The organism is Cryobacterium psychrophilum, assembly GCF_004365915.1.
Classification (GTDB): domain Bacteria; phylum Actinomycetota; class Actinomycetes; order Actinomycetales; family Microbacteriaceae; genus Cryobacterium; species Cryobacterium psychrophilum.
The window spans coordinates 3,173,113-3,191,406 of record NZ_SODI01000001.1; the positions used below are offsets into that span (position 1 = coordinate 3,173,113).

At 64.8% G+C, this 18,294-nt stretch carries 22 protein-coding genes, 2 tRNA genes and 1 riboswitch; of the genes, 10 read left to right on the plus strand and 14 right to left on the minus strand.

Features of this window, described 5'->3' with window-relative positions; genetic code table 11:
- Together dinB and EDD25_RS14920 are read left to right on the plus strand one after the other, a co-directional pair.
- Nucleotides 1-1,233 carry a DNA polymerase IV gene (dinB, locus tag EDD25_RS14915; protein ID WP_134174374.1) on the plus strand — a complete coding sequence of 411 codons (1,233 nt, stop codon included), beginning with the start codon at nucleotides 1-3 and terminating at the stop codon, nucleotides 1,231-1,233.
- 9 nt (nucleotides 1,234-1,242) lie between these two features.
- On the plus strand, nucleotides 1,243-1,563 hold the full coding sequence (locus EDD25_RS14920) for a hypothetical protein (RefSeq protein WP_134174376.1): 321 nt from the start codon (nucleotides 1,243-1,245) through the stop codon (nucleotides 1,561-1,563).
- Here EDD25_RS14920 and EDD25_RS17635 read toward each other — a convergent pair.
- A complete protein-coding gene (locus EDD25_RS17635) occupies nucleotides 1,553-1,708 on the minus strand; it encodes a hypothetical protein (RefSeq protein WP_166671320.1) in 156 nt (51 codons plus the stop codon). The two genes, EDD25_RS14920 and EDD25_RS17635, sit on opposite strands and share 11 nt — an antisense overlap.
- A 42-nt stretch (nucleotides 1,709-1,750) precedes the next feature.
- Nucleotides 1,751-1,859: riboswitch (TPP riboswitch) on the plus strand.
- A gap of 49 nt (nucleotides 1,860-1,908) precedes the next feature.
- Here EDD25_RS17635 and EDD25_RS14925 point away from each other — a divergent pair.
- Genes EDD25_RS14925 through EDD25_RS14940 form a run of 4 tightly spaced genes read left to right on the plus strand, consistent with a single transcriptional unit; the run spans nucleotide 1,909 to nucleotide 5,430 of the window.
- Nucleotides 1,909-2,562 carry an ECF transporter S component gene (locus tag EDD25_RS14925; protein WP_134174378.1) on the plus strand — a complete coding sequence of 218 codons (654 nt, stop codon included), beginning with the start codon at nucleotides 1,909-1,911 and terminating at the stop codon, nucleotides 2,560-2,562.
- Nucleotides 2,563-2,565: 3 nt separating this feature from the next.
- Nucleotides 2,566-4,089 (plus strand): ABC transporter ATP-binding protein, encoded by a 1,524-nt coding sequence (locus EDD25_RS14930; RefSeq protein WP_134174380.1) that lies wholly within the window; start codon nucleotides 2,566-2,568, stop codon nucleotides 4,087-4,089.
- Nucleotides 4,086-4,880 carry an energy-coupling factor transporter transmembrane component T family protein gene (locus tag EDD25_RS14935; protein WP_134174382.1) on the plus strand — a complete coding sequence of 265 codons (795 nt, stop codon included), beginning with the start codon at nucleotides 4,086-4,088 and terminating at the stop codon, nucleotides 4,878-4,880. The genes EDD25_RS14930 and EDD25_RS14935 overlap by 4 nt, the downstream gene beginning before the upstream one ends.
- Nucleotides 4,867-5,430: a nucleoside/nucleotide kinase family protein gene (locus EDD25_RS14940; protein ID WP_241986407.1), complete on the plus strand. Its 564-nt coding sequence runs from the start codon at nucleotides 4,867-4,869 to the stop codon at nucleotides 5,428-5,430. Before EDD25_RS14935 ends, EDD25_RS14940 begins: the two co-directional genes overlap by 14 nt.
- Nucleotides 5,431-5,508: 78 nt before the next feature.
- On the opposite strand, the gene EDD25_RS14945 is transcribed toward EDD25_RS14940, so the two are convergent.
- The 4 genes from EDD25_RS14945 to orn all read right to left on the minus strand — a co-directional run bounded on the left by EDD25_RS14945 (nucleotide 5,509) and on the right by orn (nucleotide 7,939).
- Entirely contained in the window at nucleotides 5,509-6,786 is a 1,278-nt protein-coding gene (locus tag EDD25_RS14945; RefSeq protein ID WP_134174384.1) for a D-alanyl-D-alanine carboxypeptidase family protein, read from the minus strand.
- 24 nt (nucleotides 6,787-6,810) lie between these two features.
- The gene (locus EDD25_RS14950; protein ID WP_134174386.1) at nucleotides 6,811-7,161 is read right to left on the minus strand and encodes a metallopeptidase family protein; all 351 of its coding nucleotides are present in this window, start codon (nucleotides 7,159-7,161) and stop codon (nucleotides 6,811-6,813) included.
- A gap of 36 nt (nucleotides 7,162-7,197) precedes the next feature.
- Nucleotides 7,198-7,273 (minus strand) — tRNA-His (locus tag EDD25_RS14955).
- 42 nt (nucleotides 7,274-7,315) lie between these two features.
- Entirely contained in the window at nucleotides 7,316-7,939 is a 624-nt protein-coding gene (orn, locus tag EDD25_RS14960) for an oligoribonuclease (RefSeq protein WP_134174388.1), read from the minus strand.
- A gap of 106 nt (nucleotides 7,940-8,045) precedes the next feature.
- Between orn and EDD25_RS14965 the strand changes: the two genes are divergently transcribed.
- Entirely contained in the window at nucleotides 8,046-8,306 is a 261-nt protein-coding gene (locus EDD25_RS14965) for a thioredoxin family protein (protein WP_134174390.1), read from the plus strand.
- A 77-nt stretch (nucleotides 8,307-8,383) separates the two neighbouring features.
- Here the strand turns inward: EDD25_RS14965 and EDD25_RS14970 are convergent, their stop codons facing one another.
- The 8 genes from EDD25_RS14970 to EDD25_RS15005 all read right to left on the minus strand — a co-directional run bounded on the left by EDD25_RS14970 (nucleotide 8,384) and on the right by EDD25_RS15005 (nucleotide 14,105).
- Nucleotides 8,384-8,989, minus strand: coding sequence for a hypothetical protein (locus tag EDD25_RS14970; RefSeq protein ID WP_134174392.1), 606 nt, complete (start codon nucleotides 8,987-8,989; stop codon nucleotides 8,384-8,386).
- Nucleotides 8,986-9,537: a TerD family protein gene (locus tag EDD25_RS14975; protein ID WP_134174394.1), complete on the minus strand. Its 552-nt coding sequence runs from the start codon at nucleotides 9,535-9,537 to the stop codon at nucleotides 8,986-8,988. The genes EDD25_RS14970 and EDD25_RS14975 overlap by 4 nt, the downstream gene beginning before the upstream one ends.
- Nucleotides 9,538-9,564: 27 nt before the next feature.
- Nucleotides 9,565-10,035, minus strand: a complete 471-nt coding sequence (locus tag EDD25_RS14980) for a hypothetical protein (protein WP_134174396.1) — start codon at nucleotides 10,033-10,035, stop codon at nucleotides 9,565-9,567.
- Between the two features lie 28 nt (nucleotides 10,036-10,063).
- A complete protein-coding gene (locus EDD25_RS14985; RefSeq protein WP_134174398.1) occupies nucleotides 10,064-11,281 on the minus strand; it encodes a toxic anion resistance protein in 1,218 nt (405 codons plus the stop codon).
- 71 nt (nucleotides 11,282-11,352) lie between these two features.
- Nucleotides 11,353-11,928 (minus strand): TerD family protein, encoded by a 576-nt coding sequence (locus EDD25_RS14990; RefSeq protein ID WP_134174400.1) that lies wholly within the window; start codon nucleotides 11,926-11,928, stop codon nucleotides 11,353-11,355.
- A 117-nt stretch (nucleotides 11,929-12,045) separates the two neighbouring features.
- Nucleotides 12,046-12,264 (minus strand): TerD family protein, encoded by a 219-nt coding sequence (locus EDD25_RS14995; protein ID WP_134174402.1) that lies wholly within the window; start codon nucleotides 12,262-12,264, stop codon nucleotides 12,046-12,048.
- A gap of 34 nt (nucleotides 12,265-12,298) precedes the next feature.
- Complete coding sequence (locus tag EDD25_RS15000) at nucleotides 12,299-12,895, minus strand: TerD family protein (RefSeq protein WP_134174404.1); 597 nt, start codon at nucleotides 12,893-12,895, stop codon at nucleotides 12,299-12,301.
- 55 nt (nucleotides 12,896-12,950) lie between these two features.
- A complete protein-coding gene (locus EDD25_RS15005; protein ID WP_134174406.1) occupies nucleotides 12,951-14,105 on the minus strand; it encodes a DUF475 domain-containing protein in 1,155 nt (384 codons plus the stop codon).
- 238 nt (nucleotides 14,106-14,343) lie between these two features.
- On the opposite strand from EDD25_RS15005, the gene EDD25_RS15010 reads away from it, so the two are divergent.
- The 3 genes from EDD25_RS15010 to EDD25_RS15020 all read left to right on the plus strand — a co-directional run bounded on the left by EDD25_RS15010 (nucleotide 14,344) and on the right by EDD25_RS15020 (nucleotide 17,950).
- The gene (locus EDD25_RS15010) at nucleotides 14,344-16,893 is read left to right on the plus strand and encodes a phosphoribosyltransferase domain-containing protein (RefSeq protein WP_194088598.1); all 2,550 of its coding nucleotides are present in this window, start codon (nucleotides 14,344-14,346) and stop codon (nucleotides 16,891-16,893) included.
- Nucleotides 16,890-17,714: an HAD family hydrolase gene (locus EDD25_RS15015; protein WP_134174410.1), complete on the plus strand. Its 825-nt coding sequence runs from the start codon at nucleotides 16,890-16,892 to the stop codon at nucleotides 17,712-17,714. The genes EDD25_RS15010 and EDD25_RS15015 overlap by 4 nt, the downstream gene beginning before the upstream one ends.
- A 163-nt stretch (nucleotides 17,715-17,877) precedes the next feature.
- Nucleotides 17,878-17,950: transfer RNA gene (locus EDD25_RS15020), tRNA-Arg, on the plus strand.
- A gap of 14 nt (nucleotides 17,951-17,964) precedes the next feature.
- On the opposite strand, the gene EDD25_RS15025 is transcribed toward EDD25_RS15020, so the two are convergent.
- The gene (locus tag EDD25_RS15025; RefSeq protein ID WP_134174412.1) at nucleotides 17,965-18,174 is read right to left on the minus strand and encodes a hypothetical protein; all 210 of its coding nucleotides are present in this window, start codon (nucleotides 18,172-18,174) and stop codon (nucleotides 17,965-17,967) included.
- Nucleotides 18,175-18,294: the final 120 nt, after the last annotated feature.

Genomic DNA, 18,294 nt, shown 5'->3' on the forward strand with positions numbered 1-18,294 from the left:
ATGGGCAAGCAGGATGGGAGCGAACGGCAGGTCACGACCGCGCCCGTCGACGATTCCACGGCCACCATCCTGCACGTTGACCTCGACGCATTCTTCGTCTCCGTCGAGCTGCTCGACCGCCCGGAGCTCGCCGACCAGCCCGTGATCGTGGGGAACCGTTCCGGTCGCTCCGTCGTGACCGCGGCCAACTACATCGCCCGGCGCTTCGGCGTGAACTCGGCCATGCCCATGGCCCTCGCGCTACGCAAATGCCCGCAGGCCGTGGTGCTTGAGCCGCACATGAGCGCCTACAAGCACTACTCCGACCGGGTCATGAGCATCTTCGATGACGTCACGCCGCTCGTGGAACGCGTCGGCATCGACGAGGCGTTCCTCGACGTGGCCGGTGCGCGTCGGCTGCACGGATCGCCGGCCGTGATCGGTGAGCTGATCCGCACCCGGGTGTTCGCCGAGACCGGCCTGGTGTGTTCGGTCGGTGCGGCGCCCACCAAATTCATCGCCAAGCTCGCGTCCGGCCTGGCCAAGCCCAACGGTCTGCTGGTGGTGCCGGCAGAAGCGACACTCGACTTTCTGCATCCCCTGCCCGTGAACGCGATGTGGGGCGTGGGGGCCACGACCGAGGAGGCCCTCGTACGGCTCGGGCTGCGCACGATCGGCGACATCGCCCACACGCCCCTGCACCTACTTCAGCGCTCGCTCGGGGAAGCATCGGGGAACAAACTGCACGAGCTGTCCTGGGGGAGGGACTCGCGCGCGGTCACGATTGAGCGCGAGGAGAAGAGCGTCGGCCACGAGCAGACATTTGAGTACGACGTGACGGATACCGCGGTGCTCCGCAGCGAACTGCTGCGGCTTGCCGACGCGGTCGCGGTGCGTCTGCGGCGGGGCGGGCTGGTCGGACGGCGCGTTGTGCTCAAGCTCCGCTACCGGGATTTCAGCACCGTCACGAGGTCGCGTACGCTCGCCGAGCCGAGCAACGTGGGACGGCGCATCTATGAAGAGGCCGTGGCAGCCTTCGAGGTGCTCGCGGCGTCCGGCATCCGGGTGCGTTTGATCGGCGTGCGGATGGAGCAGCTCTCGCCGGCGGACAGCCAGGGCCTCGCCCTGTGGGATCCCGACGAGGATTGGCGGGGCGCGGAGCTTGCGGTGGACACCGTCACGGCACGGTTTGGGCGGGGCATGGTTCGGCCGGCGTCGCATATTGTGCCCAGCAGAGAACCGAACGAGGGGTAACCTGTTGGCATGACTAGCCTTCCGGAAAAGCTTGCAGAGATATCCCGTTCCGCCGGTGTGAAGTCCGCCTATGGCGAACCGATCCAGATTGACGGCGTCACGCTCGTACCCGTGGCGATCGTGCAGTACGGCTTCGGCGGCGGCGACGCGGGCGACCAGGGCTCTGGCGGCGGTGGCGGTGGCGGTGCGCTGCCGATCGGTGCCTACGTGAAATCGGCCGGAACGGTGCGGTTCGAGCCGAACGTCATTGCGCTGCTCGGGGTGGCCATTCCGTTCATCTGCGTCACGGGCCACGTACTCACCCGCATTATTCGAGCCCTCAAGAAGTAGCGCGGCCCCCACGGCGGCGCTGGCGTGGCCAGTGCCAGGTGCCGTGCACCGGAAGACCGCGCATGATGCGGCGTCGCCGAATGAGCGACGCACGCAGCAGCACGAGCATGAGCATGGCTGCGGCGAGCACGACAAGCATGCTCATGAACAAGACCCCATTCCGTGAGTCTACGCGGGCGGCTAGACTGATCAGGAACACGGGAGTCCGGTTAACCGGGCTGAGAGGAAGCTGTAGAGCTTCGACCGTCGAACCTGATCCGGATCATGCCGGCGCAGGGAGACTTCTCGTACCCGTGCCCCACCTGAGTCATCCACCGATGATTCATCCACGGAAAGGGCACGACAATGCACGCAACATCTAAAACCTTCGGCACGACCTCATCGACGGCGACCAGGGGTCGTAACTATCGCTGGCGCGTCGTGGACATCGTCGTCGCGAGCGTCATCGGCGTCGCGAGCGGCGTCATCTTCTGGGCGTGGGGCCTGGCCTGGTCGCCGCTCAGCAGCCTTCTGGCATTCGCCCCCGGCCTCGGCGGGCTGCTCGCCGGCGGTTGGCTTTTTGCCGGGGTTCTCGGCGGGCTGATCATCCGCAAACCCGGGGCTGCCCTGTACACCGAGGTCATCGCAGCGGTCGTGTCGATGCTCATCGGTACCCAGTGGGGCTTCGCCACGCTGATCTGGGGTGTACTGCAGGGCCTCGGCGCGGAGATCGTCCTTGCCCTGTTCTTTTATGCCAACTTTCGCCTGGGTGTCGCACTGCTCGCCGGTGCTGGCGCCGGTCTCGCCGTCGCACTCCTCGACACGGCCATCAGCTATGCGGCGCTCGACCTCGGCTTCAAGACCGTGTACTTCGTGACGGCCATCCTGTCCGGCACGGTGCTCGCCGGCCTGCTCTCCTGGCTGGCCGTGCGCGGCCTTGCCCGAACCGGAGCATTGAGTCGTTTCGCCAGTGGGCGCGAGGCCATGCGTCCCGCGCGCGCGCCGCAAGCCGTTCGGTAACGAATGTCGGCCAACGCCCAGAGCTCCACCCCGGTCAAACCCGCCCGAATCACGGCCCGCGGCTGGGGCTGGCGTCATGCCGGCCGCGCCCGCCCGGCGGTGTCGGCCCTCGACCTTGACATTGCACCGGGGGAGCGCGTGCTCCTGCTAGGGTCGAGCGGTGCGGGCAAGAGCACACTCGTGCACGCCCTGGCCGGCGTGCTCGGAGACGAAGAAGACGGCGATTCCACCGGTGACCTCCTCGTCGATGGTCGCCGGGCAGCGGACGCCCGCGGCCGGGTCGGTCTGGTGCTGCAGGATCCCGATTCGCAGGTGGTCCTCGCCCGAATCGGGGATGATGTGGCCTTCGGCTGTGAGAACCTCGCCGTTCCGCGCGCAGAAATCTGGCCGCGCGTGCGAGCCGCCCTCGCGGCCGTGGGACTCGACCTACCCCTCGACCACCCGACCTCCGCGCTCAGCGGCGGCCAGAAGCAACGCCTGGCCCTCGCCGGGGTGCTCGCCATGGCACCGGGTCTCCTGCTGCTCGACGAGCCCACCGCCAACCTCGACCCGAACGGCGTGATCGACGTCCGGGACGCGGTGGTGCGCGGACTGGATCGCTCCGGAGCAACCCTGATCGTGATCGAGCATCGCGTGGCCGTGTGGCAGCACGTCGTCGACCGCGTCATTGTTCTCGATCCGGCCGGCGGTGTCATGGCCGACGGTCCCACCGCTGATGTGCTCGCACGCGAGGGTGAACGGCTGTCAAAAGCCGGTGTCTGGGTGCCTCAGGTCGCGCTTCGTGCTCCGGTTCGACGGCTCAGATCCCCGGTGGCGCCGGAGCTCCTGTTGCGGGCCGATGCGCTCTCAGTGGGCCGGGTCCCCTTCGCTCGTCGCACCGCGGAGGTCGTGGCACGAGACGTCGGCCTGGACATTCGCGCGGGCCTCGCGACGGCCGTCACCGGCCCGAACGGCGCGGGCAAGTCCACGCTCGCGCTCACGCTCTCCGGGCTCCTCGCGCCAGCCGGAGGTACGCTCACAGCCGGGCCGGCGCTCGCGAACGGCATCGGGGACCAGCCTGTGCGGTGGCGCTCCCGTGAGCTGCTGACCCGCATCGGCACCGTCTTTCAAGACCCGGAGCATCAGTTTCTGGCGGCGACGGTACGAGACGACCTCATGATCGGGCCCCGTGCGCTGCGGTTGAGCGCCTCGGAGCAGACCGCTCGCGTCGACGAACTCCTGCAGCGCCTGCGTCTCGACCACCTGGCCGACGCGAATCCGTTCACCCTGTCGGGCGGAGAGAAGCGTCGCCTCTCCGTTGCCACCGTGCTGGCCACCCGGCCGCGCCTGCTCGTGCTGGACGAGCCGACGTTCGGCCAGGATTCCCGCACGTGGCACGAACTTGTGCTTCTGCTGGCCGAACTGCTCGACGACGGCACCGCCCTCGTCGCCGTTACCCACGACGAACAGTTCGTTGACACCCTGGCCGACGCGACTGTTGTACTGCCCGGGTCGCTTGCGGCCGGGTCGATGGTCGACGCCTCATGAGCCTCCTGACGCCCACCATCCGACCGAGCGTCGTCGCCCGGCTGAACCCGGTGGCGAAGCTTGCGGTCGCCCTGATCGTGAGTTGTTCGCTTCTGCTGTCGATCGACTGGATCTCGGCGGGGGTGGCGCTGCTGCTCGAAGGCGTGCTGCTGCTCTGGTGCGGGCTCAGCCCGCGGCAATTCTGGCTGCGCACGGCACCGGTCTGGATGGCCGCGCCCCTCGCGGCCATCACAACGGTGATGTACGGCCAGGACTCCGGTGCCACGCTCTGGCAGCTCGGCTTCGTCAGCGTCACCGAGGGGTCACTGTCGTTGGGGCTGGCAATCGGACTCCGCGTGCTGGCGATCGGCCTGCCCGGTGTGGTGCTTCTCGCCACGACGGATCCGACAGACCTTGCCGACGGGCTGGCGCAGGTGCTCCGACTTCCCGCCCGCTTCGTGCTCGGAGGCCTCGCCGGGTTGCGGCTCGTGGGAATGTTCATTGACGACTGGCATTCGCTCACCCTCGCGCGCCGAGCGCGTGGTGTGGGAGACGGCGGCGGACTGGGCGGCGCCGTTCGACGTTTCGTGGGGCCGGCCTTCGCCCTGCTGGTGATTTCCGTGCGCCGCGGCAGTAAACTCGCCACCGCCATGGAAGCTCGCGGATTCGGGTCGGATGAGCCCCGAACCTGGGCCAGGCTGTCGGTCTTCGGTGTGCGCGACGCGGTTCTGGTGGGTGCGGGCTGCGCCATCGCGGCCATCGCCATCGGCGTTGCCGTGTGGGCGGGAACGTGGACCTTTGTCCTCGCCTGAATCGGAGGCGCGCGCCGTTGTGGCGCCGGTGCTCAACGCGCTGCGGGGCGCTCCCGTCAACGCGGTCGTGCTGATCGACGGTCCAAGCGGTGCCGGCAAGAGCACCCTGGCGGATGCCCTGCGGCTCGCGTGGCCCGGTGACCGGGTGCCGACCCTCGTACGACTCGACGACATCTATCCCGGGTGGGGCGGCCTCGACGCTGCCAGTGCGCTCCTCGGCGACCACGTGCTGCGGCCCCGCCACAAGCGACGCCTCGCCGCGTGGCAGCGCTACGACTGGGTTCGTGAGCAACCGGCGGGGTGGACACCCGTTCCTGCCGACCTCCCCCTCATCGTGGAGGGCTGCGGCACGCTTGCGGCGGCCCATGAGCCGTTGAGCGACATTCGAGTGTGGATCGGAGCGGACGACGCACTGCGCAAGGAGCGCGCCCTCGGACGGGACGGCGACGTATTCCGGGAACACTGGGACCAGTGGCAGCAGCAGTGGGAGGCGTACTGCGCCAGGGAGTCCCCTGAACGCTCCGCGAGCATCCGCCTGACGGCCCGGTAGCTCGGCCATGCAACGGCGGGGCGTCGGAAGCGCTCGGTGTCGGAGGCGCTCGGTGTCGGACAAGCAGGTGCGGGAACGTTACCCGCGGGAATCGAGCAGTGCGTTGATCAGGGGAACGGGGTGCAGCAGGCGCCAGCCCGGGCCCGGATCGGGGATGGTGCGGTCGAGCTTGAGCGTTGACGACGCCTCGCCCGCCGTGCCGTCAACGGTGACGTGGCCGACGACCGTGCCCGCCCGGCCCGTCGTCACCGGGTCGAGGTCAATGGACGGCTTCACGGGCGCCGAGGCCTGCCACGCGTAGGTGTTCCTCGAGTAACCGACGGTTCCCGACGAGGTCGCGCCCCACGTCGTGTTGAACCGGACGTAGGCGTCGCCCTGCTTCAGGAGGGGCAGTTCCGTCACACCGTCCGTGGCGCTCGTCATGAGCGCGGCCAGGTCGGCGTCGAGGGTGTTGTAGTCGGGTTCGCCCACAATGGCGCCGGCGAAGGCAAAGGTCTTGTCGCCGTCCACAATCCTGGCGGTGAACAGAAAACAGACCCCGGCAGCGTCGGTGTAGCTGCGTGAGATGCCGGTGATGCCGAGCTCCGGCAGGTACGCCGTCGTGTTGTCGATGCCTCGACGGTCGGCGAGAGCGGATGCCGGGCTGGCCAGGATCTCAGCGATCACCGGGTTCCCGGCGGCGAGACCGGCAAGAGCGGCGAGGTCTGTTCCGGTGCCGGCGCTCGCGTCATGCAGGCCGGTGGCATCGACCACACTGGTGTGGTCGAAGCCCTGCTTCGTGAGCCAGGCGTTGGCCGCCTCGACATAGGCATCGACGGATCCGAAGGCCCAGCGCGCAATGGTGTCGGCGTGGTTATTGCTCGAGCCGAGCAGCATGGCCTGTAAGAGTTCCTGCTCGCTCCAGACCTCACCCTGGAAGACCGTCACGGCGCGTGACCCTCGTGCGGTGTAGTCGAGGTAGCTCTGGTAGTCGGCCGCAGTGAGGGTCACGGCGGGTCCGGTTTCCCCCACCGTGAGCGGTTTGGCGTCAAAAGCGACGAGGGCCGTGATGACCTTCGCGATGGCCGCGAGGGGGAGTGGTGTCGTGCTGCCGGCTGCGGCAATGGGGGCGGCGGGGATGGTGGGCGCAACAATGCTTCCGGATTCGTCAACCCTCAGGGCAGTCACGGCGCTCGTACCGGCGGTCGGTAGGGCTGGCGGGCTCACGATTGCGGCCGGCGCCGGGGGAGGGAGCAGCGTGGCGGTGGCGGAGGGCAGGGGGCCCAGCAGGGTGAGGGGGCCGTAGACACCGACCGCGAGAATGGCCACGGTTCCGACCAACACGCCGATAAACCGACCGGGACGAAATCTGCTCATGCATCAAGGCTAGCGCGCGAGTGGCTACGCCCAGCCGAGCTCGTGCAGCCTGTCGTCGTCAATCCCGTAGAAGTGGGCGATCTCGTGAACGAGGGTGATATGTATCTGGTCGCGCAGTTCGTCCTGATCGGCGCAGATCGCCAGGAGCGGTTCGCGGTAGAGCACAATACGGTCGGGCATCTCGCCGAATCCATATTGGCCGCGCTCGGTGAGGGCGACCCCATCGTAGAGTCCGAGCAAATCGAGCGTGCCGTCTTCGGGTCGGTTCTCGACGACAAAAATGATGTTCTCGAGGCCCTCGACCATGTCGTCGGGCAGCAGATCGAGCTCGTCCACGACGAGGCGTTCGAATTCGGACTCGTCAAGGTTCAGCATCCGCGGGAAACACCGGTCACGAGGACCGGAACTACATGGGGTGAGTAACGGGGATTGAACCCGCGACCTCCTAGACCACAACCAGGCGCTCTGCCAACTGAGCTATACCCACCATGAGTCCTACGCTCTGACGAGCAAGGGCAACTCATGAAGTCTATAACACCGCGGGACCGAAGTTCGACACGACGTCCTCAGATTGTGTTTTTGCCTCGTCGCTCGAGGGTCCGGGGTCGGCCACGAACACGGTCTGGCGGTAGTACGCGAGTTCCCGAATCGATTCGAGAATGTCGGCGAGGGCGCGGTGGCCGCCGTCTTTGGTCGGCGCGTTGAAGTACACGCGCGGGTACCAGCGGCGGGCGAGCTCCTTGATTGAGGAGACGTCCACATTGCGGTAGTGCAGGTGCGAGTCGAGGCGCGGCATGTAGCGGGTGAGGAAGGCGCGGTCGGTGCCGATGGAGTTTCCGGCGAGGGGAGCCTTCTGTTCTTCGGGAATGAACTTGAGAATGTACTCAATCACCTGAAACTCGGCCTCGGCGGCGCTGACGCCATTGGGAATCTCGGTGAGAAGCCCGGAGGAGGTGTGCATGTTGCGCACGAAGTCGCCCATATTCTCCAGCGCAGATGCATCGGGCTTGATGATGATGTCGAGTCCCGGGTCGATCACGTTGAGGTCGTAGTCGGTGATGACCACCGCGATCTCCACTAGTTCGTCTTTGTCCAGGTCGAGACCGGTCATTTCACAGTCGATCCAGACGAGCCGGTCCTTGCTTTTTATCATGGTGCAAGTCTATCTGTGACCGGTTCCGAGCTCGGGGCCGCTCAGCTGCCCGGCAGACTTGACCGGTAAACTGAAGCGGATGATTTCCGCTCATGAAAGAGACTCGATGCAATTCACGCTGTATTCCGCCGCATTCTGCGAGCCCTGCGCACAGACCAGGGTTGTACTGAAGGAAGCGCAGCGCCTCATTCCGCGTGCGACCCTCGTGGAACTGGATGTTGCCGCGCACGGCGAGGAGGCGGAGGCCAACTTCATTCGTAATACCCCCACGGTGATTATCGCGAAAGAAGACGGCACCGAGGTCTACCGGGCCCACGGCGTGCCGACCCTCGATCAGGTCCTGGTGGCCGCCGCGAAGGCCCTGTGACGGGCACCCAACAGCCTTCCCGCCCGTAACGGACCATCTCGCCTGCAGGGTCCGGCCGACGACCGCCGAGGGGCCGCTTACCGTCCGGCCGGGGCGATCGAAAACTCGAGCCCCACATCCACAGCCGGTTCGATTCGGGCTTCGATGACCTGGCCGATGACGGCGAGGTGCAGGACCATCGTTCCACCGGCCGTATCCACGAGGATCTGCGCCCCGCCGTGGGCAGTGAGGGTGATTATGCCGCCTTCCCCGGCGAATATGACCCGGCGGAGTTCTGCGACGTGTCGGAGGCCGACAACCACGTCATCACCCACGAATTCGATGAGCGGTCGTTTGGCGAAGGCAGGCATCCGTGGTTCGGTCCGTCCACGGCGAACACCGCCCGATGCGCGGCCCCGGGTCTCCCACGCGAAGTAGTTGACCCCGGTCACGGTCAACGACCCGATGGCTGACTGCCGCGCGGTCAGGCGGATGACGGGGAGCGCGGTGGTGAGGGTGACGGCTCCGGTGAGAACCGGTTTTGCGGGTACCGGCTGATGCTTCTCCGCTGCTTCCTCAGGGGTCGTGCTGAGGTCCAGGAAATCGATCGTGGCGGGGGCCGGCGTCGTGTCGATCTCCCCCTGGCGGAGGCGTCGGCGCAGGAAGACGATGTCCGGCCGTGGGCTGAGCAGGTCGAGGCTCACAGGGCCAGTCCGAAGCTGCGGGCAACACCGTCGATCCCGGTGGTGAACCCGTCACCCAGGGCCCGGAACTTCCACTCGCTCTTGTATCGGTACAGCTCGCCGAAGATCATGGCGGTGACAGTGGCGTCCGTACGCTCCAAATCGAACCGGAGGAGATCCTTGTCGTCACGGCCGGCGACACGGATGTAAGCGTTTCGGACCGTGCTGAAACTCCCGGGTTTGCGGATGTCCGGGTCGACATAGACGACGAAGACTATCTTGCTGACGGTGTCGGGGACCAGGCTCAGGTTGACTTCGATTTGTTCCTGGTCGCCTTTGGTGGTGTACCGGACGGCATCATCCGGGGTGGAGAGCTGGTTGAAGAACACCATGGAGTCGGGGGAGACGGCGTTGCCCGCACTGTCACACAGGATGGCGGAGGGGACGAGTTCAGCGTCCGGGGCGCCTGAGGCGATGGTGGTCCAGCCGAACCCGATCAGGAGTTCGATGAGCAGCGGGTTCTCCGCGGTCAGCGGTGCGTTGCCGCCGGCTTGCATGTGAATACTCATGGTGTTGAAGCCCGTCGTTGACGGCGGTCAGCCGTTGAACTTGTTCTGAAGGAAAATGGCATGGGTTTCGAGGGCCGACGCGGCGGTCACGATGATGGTCGCGCTCAGCCGCCGGGCGCTTGTCTCCAACGCGGTGAACTGCTCGTGGAGGAGGAGATCCGCCGGGTCGCCCGCCGTTTGATCTTCGGGGGGGAGGAGCAGAAACAGGCGAAGGGATGTCGGCACGTAGTCGGAGACGAGCGACTCGATGGCGATCTGGTCGGTGATGGGGACTGGATTGCCCGCGATGTACGCGAGCAGCGGCCGGATGACGTCATCGATGCTGCGGAGCTGGGAGAAAGCGGTTGTCGAGATCACGGCACCGGCGAGACGCGCGTCGGCGGCCAGAGTGTTGAGAGAGGCGGTGACTCGCTCGGTGAACGCAAGTTCCGGTTCCACCGGTGTCTCTACACCGGTGTTCCCCTCGTGATTGCCGAACATCGTGGATAGCCAGCTCACAGCCTCCCCCTTCGCGTCTTTGTTGGTCTCAGGAGCCCTGGACGTCTCCGGTGGTGGTCCCCTCAAGGCTGCGCGCGCGTTCCAGCTGCGGTTTTGCACGTTCAACCTGAGTGGTGATCTGGCCGATGCTTGTCGCCATCGAATCGTTCGCCTTCATGCGGAACGCATCAACCTCGTCCAGGGTGGAGAAGATGTCGTCGAAGGCCTTCGTCAGGACCTCCACAGAGATCGCCGGCGAGGACGCCTGCTCGTGAACGCGTGCCGTCTGCTGGTTCAACAGCGCGGACGTCGCGAGGATGGTGGCTTCGGTCGTTGATTTCATCGCGTCCAGCTGGTCAAGGACCAGGCGCTGGTTGTCGAGAGCGGCGGCAACAGTGATCGCCGTCTGCAGCGCGGTGAACGTGGTGGTGCGGGCACGTTCGACGCCCTTGATGAGCTCGACGTTGTTCTTTCGCACCAGTTCCATGGCCATATAAGCCTGAATCGAGACCGCGAGCTGGGTGAGCAGGTCCTGGTGGCGCTGACGAACGGTGAACAGCATGTCCGTTTCCATCACGGACGCAGCCTGGACGTTGCCGGCCTGCTTCAACGTGGCGATCTGGGCGACCAGTTCGTTGTCGATGCCCTGGGCGAGGCTGATGTACTGGTTCAGCTGCCCCATCACATTCCACTGACTCTGCTTCTCCTGCTGCAAGGTGGCGTTGTCCTTGCCGAGCTCGTCCTGACCGGCTACCAACGATTTCATGATCGCGTTCAGCTGAGTCTGAGCGGATTCGTACTTCTGGAAGTAGTTGCGAATCTTCTTCCCGCCGAAGAGGTTCATGAATTTTTGCGGCGCTGTGAGATCCGCCGCGTTCGGTGTCAGGTCGCCGACAGTGGTCCGCAGCTGTGCGAGGGACGTGACGACCTTCTGGGTCGCGTCGCCCCCGCTCTTCTTTGCCCCGGAGACGCTGGTCACGGAACGCTCGAGGATGCGGTTGGTGCCGGCACCGGACGCGGTCACCTCGCTCTGACCGAGCGTCTGGACCTCCTGTAGTTTCGAGGCGAATTCAGGCGAGTTCGGGTTGACGGTGGTGAGGTCGGAGACGAAGCCTTTGGCTTGGTTGCCGATGACCAGAAGACGCTCGTTGGGGATGGGGGCGAGCATTTGCTGGGCGGCGGAGGGAGCGACCTCGGCAACGGGTTCAGGGGCAACGAGAACCGGCGCTGCGCCTGGTTCGTCTTCGGGGGCAAGCAACATAGCCATGAGGGTCCTTCGGTTGAGGGGTGGTGCGAGTTGTGCGGGGCCGGCTCGCGCCGACCCCGTAGCGCGCGTGCTTAGAGGTTGACTCCGAAGTCGCGGGCGATGCCGCCAAGCCCATCGGTGTAGCCCTGGCCGACGGCCTTGAACTTCCAGTCGCCGTTGTGGCGGTAGACCTCAGCGAAGACGACGGCGTTCTCCGTGGCAACTTCCTCACCGAGCTCGTACTTCGCGATGTCAACCTGGGTGACGTCGTTGAGGATACGAACATAGGAGTTGCGGACCTGGCCGAAGTTCTGGTTACGCTCGGCCGCCGCGTCGATCGACACGACGATGACGACCTTGGCGATGTCGGCCGGAACCTTCGTCAGGTCCACGGTGATCTGCTCGTCGTCACCATCGCCGGCTCCGGTGCGGTTGTCACCCTGGTGGATAACACTGCCGGCCTCGTCGGACTTCTGGTTGTAGAAGATGAAGTCGGCGTCGGAGCGGACCTTGCCGTCGGCGGTGATGAGGATGGCGGAGGCGTCGAGGTCGAAGTCCGCGCCGTTGGTGGAACGGACGTCCCAGCCGAGGCCAACGCGTGCCTGGGTCAGGCCGGGGTCGGTCTTGGTGAGTGAGAGGTTGGCGCCTTTATCGAGGGTGAGAGTCATTGTGTCTTTCGTCGTGGTTGGTTGCCCCGAGTTCGGGGCCTGATCGCTACATGCGCGGCACCTGGTGCTTCTCTGCATTGAGCGTGCCTGGCGGGCATCCGCGGTCGAGCGGTGGAACTAAATGTGGATTCCGTGGTCTCGGGCGATGCCGCCGAGTCCATCGGTGTAGCCCTGGCCGTTGGCCCGGAACTTCCATTCTCCGCTGTGCTTGTAGATTTCGGCGAAGAGAACGGATTTCTCCACGGCGATTTCCTCACCGACGCGGGCGTGGAGAAGCCCCGGGTCGCTCGTGGCCGGCGAGAGATTCCCGCCTTTTTCGAGGGTGAGGGTCATCATTCTCCTTCGTGAGGCTGACCTGTGGCGCGGTGGGTTACGCGGCGGCCTGAGCTTCGCCGATCAGGTCCGGCGCTTTCCGGCCGGTGGCCGAGTTGCCGAGGGCGGTAAACGTCCAGCCGGCGCCCGAGCGGGTGAGCTTGGCGATGACCGAGGCGGTCTTCTTGCCGGCGTCGGCGAGGTTGTAACGGACGACCTCGCTTTCGCGGCCAGTGGAATTGTCGACGACGCGGGCGAAAACGTTGCGGACCTTGTCGAAGGTCTGACCCTGGAAGCTGGTCACCACCAGGACGATCGAGGTGACGTTGGAGCTGACCGCGGCCAGATCGATGTTGATGCGCTCATCGTCGCCGTCGCCGTCCCCGGTCAGGTTGTCCCCGGAGTGGCGGATCGAGGCGTCCTTCGACTGCAACTGCTGGAACCAGACGGTGTCCACCAGTTTGTTGTTGCTGTCGAGGAGGATGGCCGAGGCATCCAGGTCGATGTCGTCGCCGCCGCCGCCACCAAGCAGGGCTGCGAACAGGCCCTTCTTCGGTGCTGCGTCCCAGCCGAGGCCGAGGACGACCGCGGTCAGCGGGGTGGAGTCGGACTTGACGAGCGAGAGAGACTCGTGTTTGGACAGGCTAAGAGCCATTGAGGGTTCCTTCTTCTTGGTTGGGGGTGCCGGACGCGGTTGCGCCAGCGAGGAGTTAGGGGGAGGTGATGAGGTCAGGCTCGGGTTCTTGAGCTGCAGCGAGTGCTTCCGCTGCGGCCGTCCTCTTGTTGGTGACGACCGACGAGATGAATGCGGCGCCGATCAGGAAGATGCCGATGAGGCCGGTGACGAGCTCAGGGACCTCGACGCCAATGCTGACGATGAGGATCGTGGCGAGAGCGCCAATGGCCCAATGGGCACCGTGGTCAAGATAGATGTAGTCGTTGAGCGTTCCCTGGCGGACGAGGAAGATCGTCAGCGATCGAACGAACATCGCACCGATGAGGCCAAGGCCCAGCAGGATGATGATCGGGTCCGAGGTGATCGCGAACGCACCGATGACACCGTCGAAAGAGAACGATGCATCGAGGACTTCGAGGTAGAGGAACGAGAAGAACGCTGCCTTCCCGACGAGGAGCGGCAGCCCGGCGGGGCCTCCACTCTTCTTGTCCAATTCCTCGGAGATGTCCTCTGAGGAACCGTGGATGCCGACGCTTTCGTCGCCATGCTCGCCGCCTTCGAACAGGGAGCCGAGGCCGTTGACGAGGATATAGGTGATGAGCCCGAGCACACCGGCGATCAGGACGACAGCCGGGCTCTCAGCGACCGAAGCGCTGGCGAGGAGGGTGCCGAGCGCGACGACGTAGGAGAGGGAGTCAAGCTGACCGACCTTGGCCAGCGGCTTCTCCAACCATGTCAGCCATTTGATGTCACGGTCTTCGAAAATGAAGTCCAGGAACAGCATCAGCAGGAACATGCCGCCGAAGGCCGCGATCTGCGGGTGCGCATCCTCGAGGTAATGGCCGTACGTTCCGACTGTTTCCGGGTCGCCCTTCTCGAGCGCCAGCGTGATGACTTCGTTGAAGTTCAGGCCAGTGGTGACGGAAACGAGGACGAGGGGCATGAGCAGGCGCATGCCGACGACGGCGATGAGGATGCCAACGGTGAGGAAGATCTTCTGCCAGAAGGCGGACATCTTCTCCAGTACGCGGGCGTTGACGACCGCGTTGTCGAAGGAGAGCGAGATCTCCATCAGGCCGAGGATCACGACGAGGGCGAGGGCAGCCCAGCCGTTGTAAGCGAAGGCGACGACGAACGCTGCCAACGAAACGATGAGCGACCATTTGAAGGTGTCAAGGAAGGTTTTCATGTGGGGGTGCGAACTGTGCGGCTGAGCCGATCGGTCCGCGTCCTTTCTGATTGGGGAGTGAGCAGCGGGGTGCCAGCCGTGTGCACCTGCGCGACGCTCTGTGTTACGTATCGGACGCGATCCGCTAGGTCATCATTACCGGAAGCCCCTGCGCGGCACATCCGCCTTCGGTCGAGGGCCGTTGAATCGTGAAGCGCCGTTCGGTCCGTATGCCGCGCATTGCTATCCTATGAAGGCCATGACTTCTGCCACTCCCGAACCCACCGAGCTGGCGAATCCGGTGTTCGGTGACCATTTTCGATCAACTTCGGCGCCGGCCACCCACGAACTCGGAGCCGGCCTTGTGCTGGAAACTATCGGGATGAGCATTGCCGCTTCTGAGGGGACGCTGAACTTCGGCATCATCTATGGTATCGCGTTGCGACGGAACCCAAGACGAGCGCATCTGCTGGTCTCGAAGGTGCTGGGTAAGCACTACCCACAGTCACCAGCGATCATCGAGGCGGCCGCGCGGGTTCTTGCGCTGCGCGTGCACGCTGAGCTCTCCTCCGGTGCGACACCCGACGTCAGGGAACTGCTCACCCGAGAGCTCGTCGAGGCGCTACGGGCACCGTTAATGCGCCACAAACTGTCTCACATCGATCTGCGTGACGTCGGGACGGGTGCCGTGGTTGTCGGATTCGCAGAAGCGGCGACGGCTCTTGGCGCGTGTGTCGCATCTGCTCTCGGGGCCTACTATGTCAGCTCAACGCGATACCCGGGTCCGACCAGCCCCAGCTACGGCGCTTTCGAGGAGGAACACTCGCATGCATCCGCGCATCATTTGACCCCCAGGGATCGGCAAACCCTTGATGACACCTCCGCAACTGTCATCCTCGTCGATGACGAACTGACGACGGGTAAGACCATCATTAACACCATTCGCATGCTTCACGCGACCGCTACCCATGCCGCATATATCGTCGCGACGTTGGCGGATCTTCGTGACGCCGGGTCGCGAACGGCGCTGGACGAGGTCGCCAGTGAGCTCGGAGTAACGATCCGCGTCGTTGCGCTGTTCGACGGGGAGCTCACGGTCCCCGATTCCGCCGTCGCCAGTGCCCAGCCCTTACTCACCCGTCTTCTCCGCACCGAACGGGAGGTATCCGGCGGTGACGCCGCCGTCACTGTGATCAGTTACCCACACGCGGCGCCACACCCCCGTGATGGGATTCGGACATTCGACGAGCTCAACGTGATCGCCGAGACTCTGACCGGCCAGCTCGCCGGGATTGGCACCGGAAACACTCTCGTACTCGGAGTCGAGGAGGACATGTTCCTGCCCCTTCGTGTTGCGTCCCTCCTCGAAGAACGCAGCGTTGACCCGGTGGTCTTCGGCGCCACCACACGCTCACCAGCATTCGCCCATGATCATCCTGACTACGGCATCCTCGACCGACTCGATTACACCGTCCCTGAGGTCCCCGGCGATACTGCACGTCGCTTCGCATACAACCTGGGGCACACCTACGACAGTGTGGTCATCATTACGGCCAGCGCCGCTGACACGGGCAAACTGGCCGCCACCGCAACCAGTCTGCTTGACGCTCTGTCTCAGCGAACGAAAAACATCGTCATTATGGAAGCCGCCGCACCCGTCAAACGGCTCGGCGAACCCCTGACCGGTCCCGTCTTCGGATCCTACAAACCGGAAGATGTCTCCTGGCTCCTCAAAGACCTCTCCGACGTGGTGCTGGAGACAAACCTGGAGGATCGGGAGGTAGCGGTCCAAAACGGTTCCCATTACGCGGAATCACTTCCTCTGGAATACCAGCCCTCCGCGGAATACCAGTCTCTTTTCGACGAGTCGCTGAACGCCACCAGGGATGCGCTGGCATTTCACGTGGCGGTTGTCGCCGAGCAGATCTACCACCTCCGTGAAGGCAACCCTGTACTTCTGTCCCTGGCCAGGGCCGGCACCCCCATCGGCGTGCTCATCCGTCGGTATCTGCACGCCGCTTATGGGATCGACACCCCGCACTACGCTCTTTCCATCGTCCGCGGCCGCGGCATCGATGCCAACGCCCTCACGTACGTCAGTGAGCACCACGACCCTCGCCTCGTCATGTTCGTGGACGGGTGGACCGGCAAGGGGGCCATCGTCCGTGAGCTCACGGATGCCCTCAAAGACTACGAGAACGCCACGGGCGTTCGCTTCCGCCCTGAACTCGCCGTCCTCGCCGACCCCGGTTCGTGCGTGAGCGTCTACGGCACGCGGGAGGACTACCTCATCCCCTCGGCCGGACTCAACTCGACAGTCTCGGGTCTTGTCTCGCGGACAGTGCTCAATGAGCATCTCATCGGCCCTGATGACTTCCACGGGGCGAAATTCTACCGAGAGTTCACCGACGTGGACGTCTCCAACTTCTTCGTCGACACCGTGTCCACTCTCTTCACCGCGGAGCTCATCGCCCGCGCCCGTTTCGCCAACAGTCGTCGACACGGGGAAGAGCCGAACTGGTCGGGGTGGAAGGCCGTCGAACGCATCAGCACCGAATACGGAATCAACAACGTGAACCTGGTGAAACCCGGGGTTGGCGAAACCACTCGTGTTCTCCTGCGGCGGGTGCCCTGGAAGATCCTGGTTCGCCCCGACGCCGGGGCGAGCATTGCACACATCCGCCTCCTCGCAGCTGGCCGGGGGGTCCCCATCGAACCTGTCGACGGGCTCCCTTTCATGGCGGTTGGCCTCATTCACCCGCAGCTCAGTCCCGGCGCCACCGGGTTCGACGGACGCAAAGCCTCATGAGCGCACTTCCGGCCATTTTCTTCGCCGATCTGGACGCGACCACGATCTACTCCAAACGCCATCTCAGCGCCGACCCGGACCGGTACACCGGCATGACGTGCGTGGAAACGTTCCGGGAAGAGCCGCAGTCATTCATGACCTACCGTGCGGTCCGTCAGCTTGGTGCGCTGAGCCGAGAACTAACTTTTGTCCCCACAACCACACGGGATGTCACCCAGTTCAATCGGATCCGCCTTCCCGGTGTCAAGACCACGTACGCGATCGTCGCGAATGGGGGGCGAATTCTGGTGGACGGTATAGAGGATCCCGCCTGGACCCGGGTGGTTCAGGAGCGCCTGGCCGCGGTCGCACCCCTGAACACCATCCTCGAAGAAATCACGCGGAAGCTTCAGCATGAGACCTGGGTGAAGACGATCAGCCGACCGGCGGACCTCTTCGCCTGCGTCAACGCGCACGCTGAAACGCCGGCATGGTTCGTTGAGTGGGCCGACAGCCGGGCAGCGCGGTGGCGGTGTCGCATCTCGTCCCAGGGTCGCAAGACCTTCATCGTTCCGTTCGGAATCTCCAAGGAGAGCGCTGCGGCGGAGGTGGTCCGACGTACAGGCGCGGACGTCACTTTTGCGTCGGGCGATTCGACACTCGATGAAGGACTGATGAAGTTCGCGGATTATGCCATCCACCCGAGACACGGGGCGCTTAACGTTCGGGCTCCCTATTTTGATGAAACAGTCCGATCCGGCATCACGGCGGGGGAGGAGATTCTCACCTATGTTTCCTCGCGCCTTGAGCGGATCGTGAAGGACCGGCCTCGGGCCGTTTGACGGGGATGAGCGCGGTTGAGGGCGAGGGCGGTGTTGTCTTCACCCGTCAACTCTCACCCACCGGCCGACTCCTGGTTGACTGAGCACGTCGGGCTCAGCTCCCGTCGGAACCGCGCGGAATTCGAGCCTCCCTGCACGTGCGGTAACCTTGAGACGTACGTCCGCCCCCGTAGCTCAGTGGATAGAGCAGCGGCCTTCTAATCCGCTTGTCGTTGGTTCGATTCCAACCGGGGGCACCCTATGCACGCGGCTACTGCCGCGAGTTGAGCAGGTGCACGACGAATCCGACCACGAGCTGAAAGCCGACTCCGGTCAGCAGGCGTGACTTCGCCTTGTTTCCCGTCTTCCCCGCCGGGTTCACCGGACCGGCCACCTTGCCGAACATACGCTTCAGCCAGCGCGGAGCCTCGGGCATCGTGTATCGATCCATGCCGGGCGGGTCATCGTCGCGGTCGTTCATGCGTGGGCATCCGTTCTGTCGAGAAGGCCTACCTCGACGGTACCGCGTGCGGCGTCGCGGGGGAAGCTGGCATGTGTCGACGGTGCGGCAAGAACATGCAAGTCATAGTAATTAGTTGCA

What these genes read in the sequence shown, in the direction of transcription:
- dinB (WP_134174374.1), top strand. Translation starts at nt 1, where the DNA reads ATGGGCAAGCAGGATGGGAGCGAACGGCAGGTCACGACCGCGCCCGTC.
- EDD25_RS14920 (WP_134174376.1), top strand. Translation starts at nt 1,243, where the DNA reads ATGACTAGCCTTCCGGAAAAGCTTGCAGAGATATCCCGTTCCGCCGGT.
- EDD25_RS17635 (WP_166671320.1), bottom strand. Translation starts at nt 1,708, where the DNA reads ATGAGCATGCTTGTCGTGCTCGCCGCAGCCATGCTCATGCTCGTGCTG.
- EDD25_RS14925 (WP_134174378.1), top strand. Translation starts at nt 1,909, where the DNA reads ATGCACGCAACATCTAAAACCTTCGGCACGACCTCATCGACGGCGACC.
- EDD25_RS14930 (WP_134174380.1), top strand. Translation starts at nt 2,566, where the DNA reads ATGTCGGCCAACGCCCAGAGCTCCACCCCGGTCAAACCCGCCCGAATC.
- EDD25_RS14935 (WP_134174382.1), top strand. Translation starts at nt 4,086, where the DNA reads ATGAGCCTCCTGACGCCCACCATCCGACCGAGCGTCGTCGCCCGGCTG.
- EDD25_RS14945 (WP_134174384.1), bottom strand. Translation starts at nt 6,786, where the DNA reads ATGAGCAGATTTCGTCCCGGTCGGTTTATCGGCGTGTTGGTCGGAACC.
- EDD25_RS14950 (WP_134174386.1), bottom strand. Translation starts at nt 7,161, where the DNA reads ATGCTGAACCTTGACGAGTCCGAATTCGAACGCCTCGTCGTGGACGAG.
- orn (WP_134174388.1), bottom strand. Translation starts at nt 7,939, where the DNA reads ATGATAAAAAGCAAGGACCGGCTCGTCTGGATCGACTGTGAAATGACC.
- EDD25_RS14965 (WP_134174390.1), top strand. Translation starts at nt 8,046, where the DNA reads ATGCAATTCACGCTGTATTCCGCCGCATTCTGCGAGCCCTGCGCACAG.
- EDD25_RS14975 (WP_134174394.1), bottom strand. Translation starts at nt 9,537, where the DNA reads ATGAGTATTCACATGCAAGCCGGCGGCAACGCACCGCTGACCGCGGAG.
- EDD25_RS14985 (WP_134174398.1), bottom strand. Translation starts at nt 11,281, where the DNA reads ATGGCTATGTTGCTTGCCCCCGAAGACGAACCAGGCGCAGCGCCGGTT.
- EDD25_RS14990 (WP_134174400.1), bottom strand. Translation starts at nt 11,928, where the DNA reads ATGACTCTCACCCTCGATAAAGGCGCCAACCTCTCACTCACCAAGACC.
- EDD25_RS14995 (WP_134174402.1), bottom strand. Translation starts at nt 12,264, where the DNA reads ATGATGACCCTCACCCTCGAAAAAGGCGGGAATCTCTCGCCGGCCACG.
- EDD25_RS15000 (WP_134174404.1), bottom strand. Translation starts at nt 12,895, where the DNA reads ATGGCTCTTAGCCTGTCCAAACACGAGTCTCTCTCGCTCGTCAAGTCC.
- EDD25_RS15005 (WP_134174406.1), bottom strand. Translation starts at nt 14,105, where the DNA reads ATGAAAACCTTCCTTGACACCTTCAAATGGTCGCTCATCGTTTCGTTG.
- EDD25_RS15010 (WP_194088598.1), top strand. Translation starts at nt 14,344, where the DNA reads ATGACTTCTGCCACTCCCGAACCCACCGAGCTGGCGAATCCGGTGTTC.
- EDD25_RS15015 (WP_134174410.1), top strand. Translation starts at nt 16,890, where the DNA reads ATGAGCGCACTTCCGGCCATTTTCTTCGCCGATCTGGACGCGACCACG.
- EDD25_RS15025 (WP_134174412.1), bottom strand. Translation starts at nt 18,174, where the DNA reads ATGAACGACCGCGACGATGACCCGCCCGGCATGGATCGATACACGATG.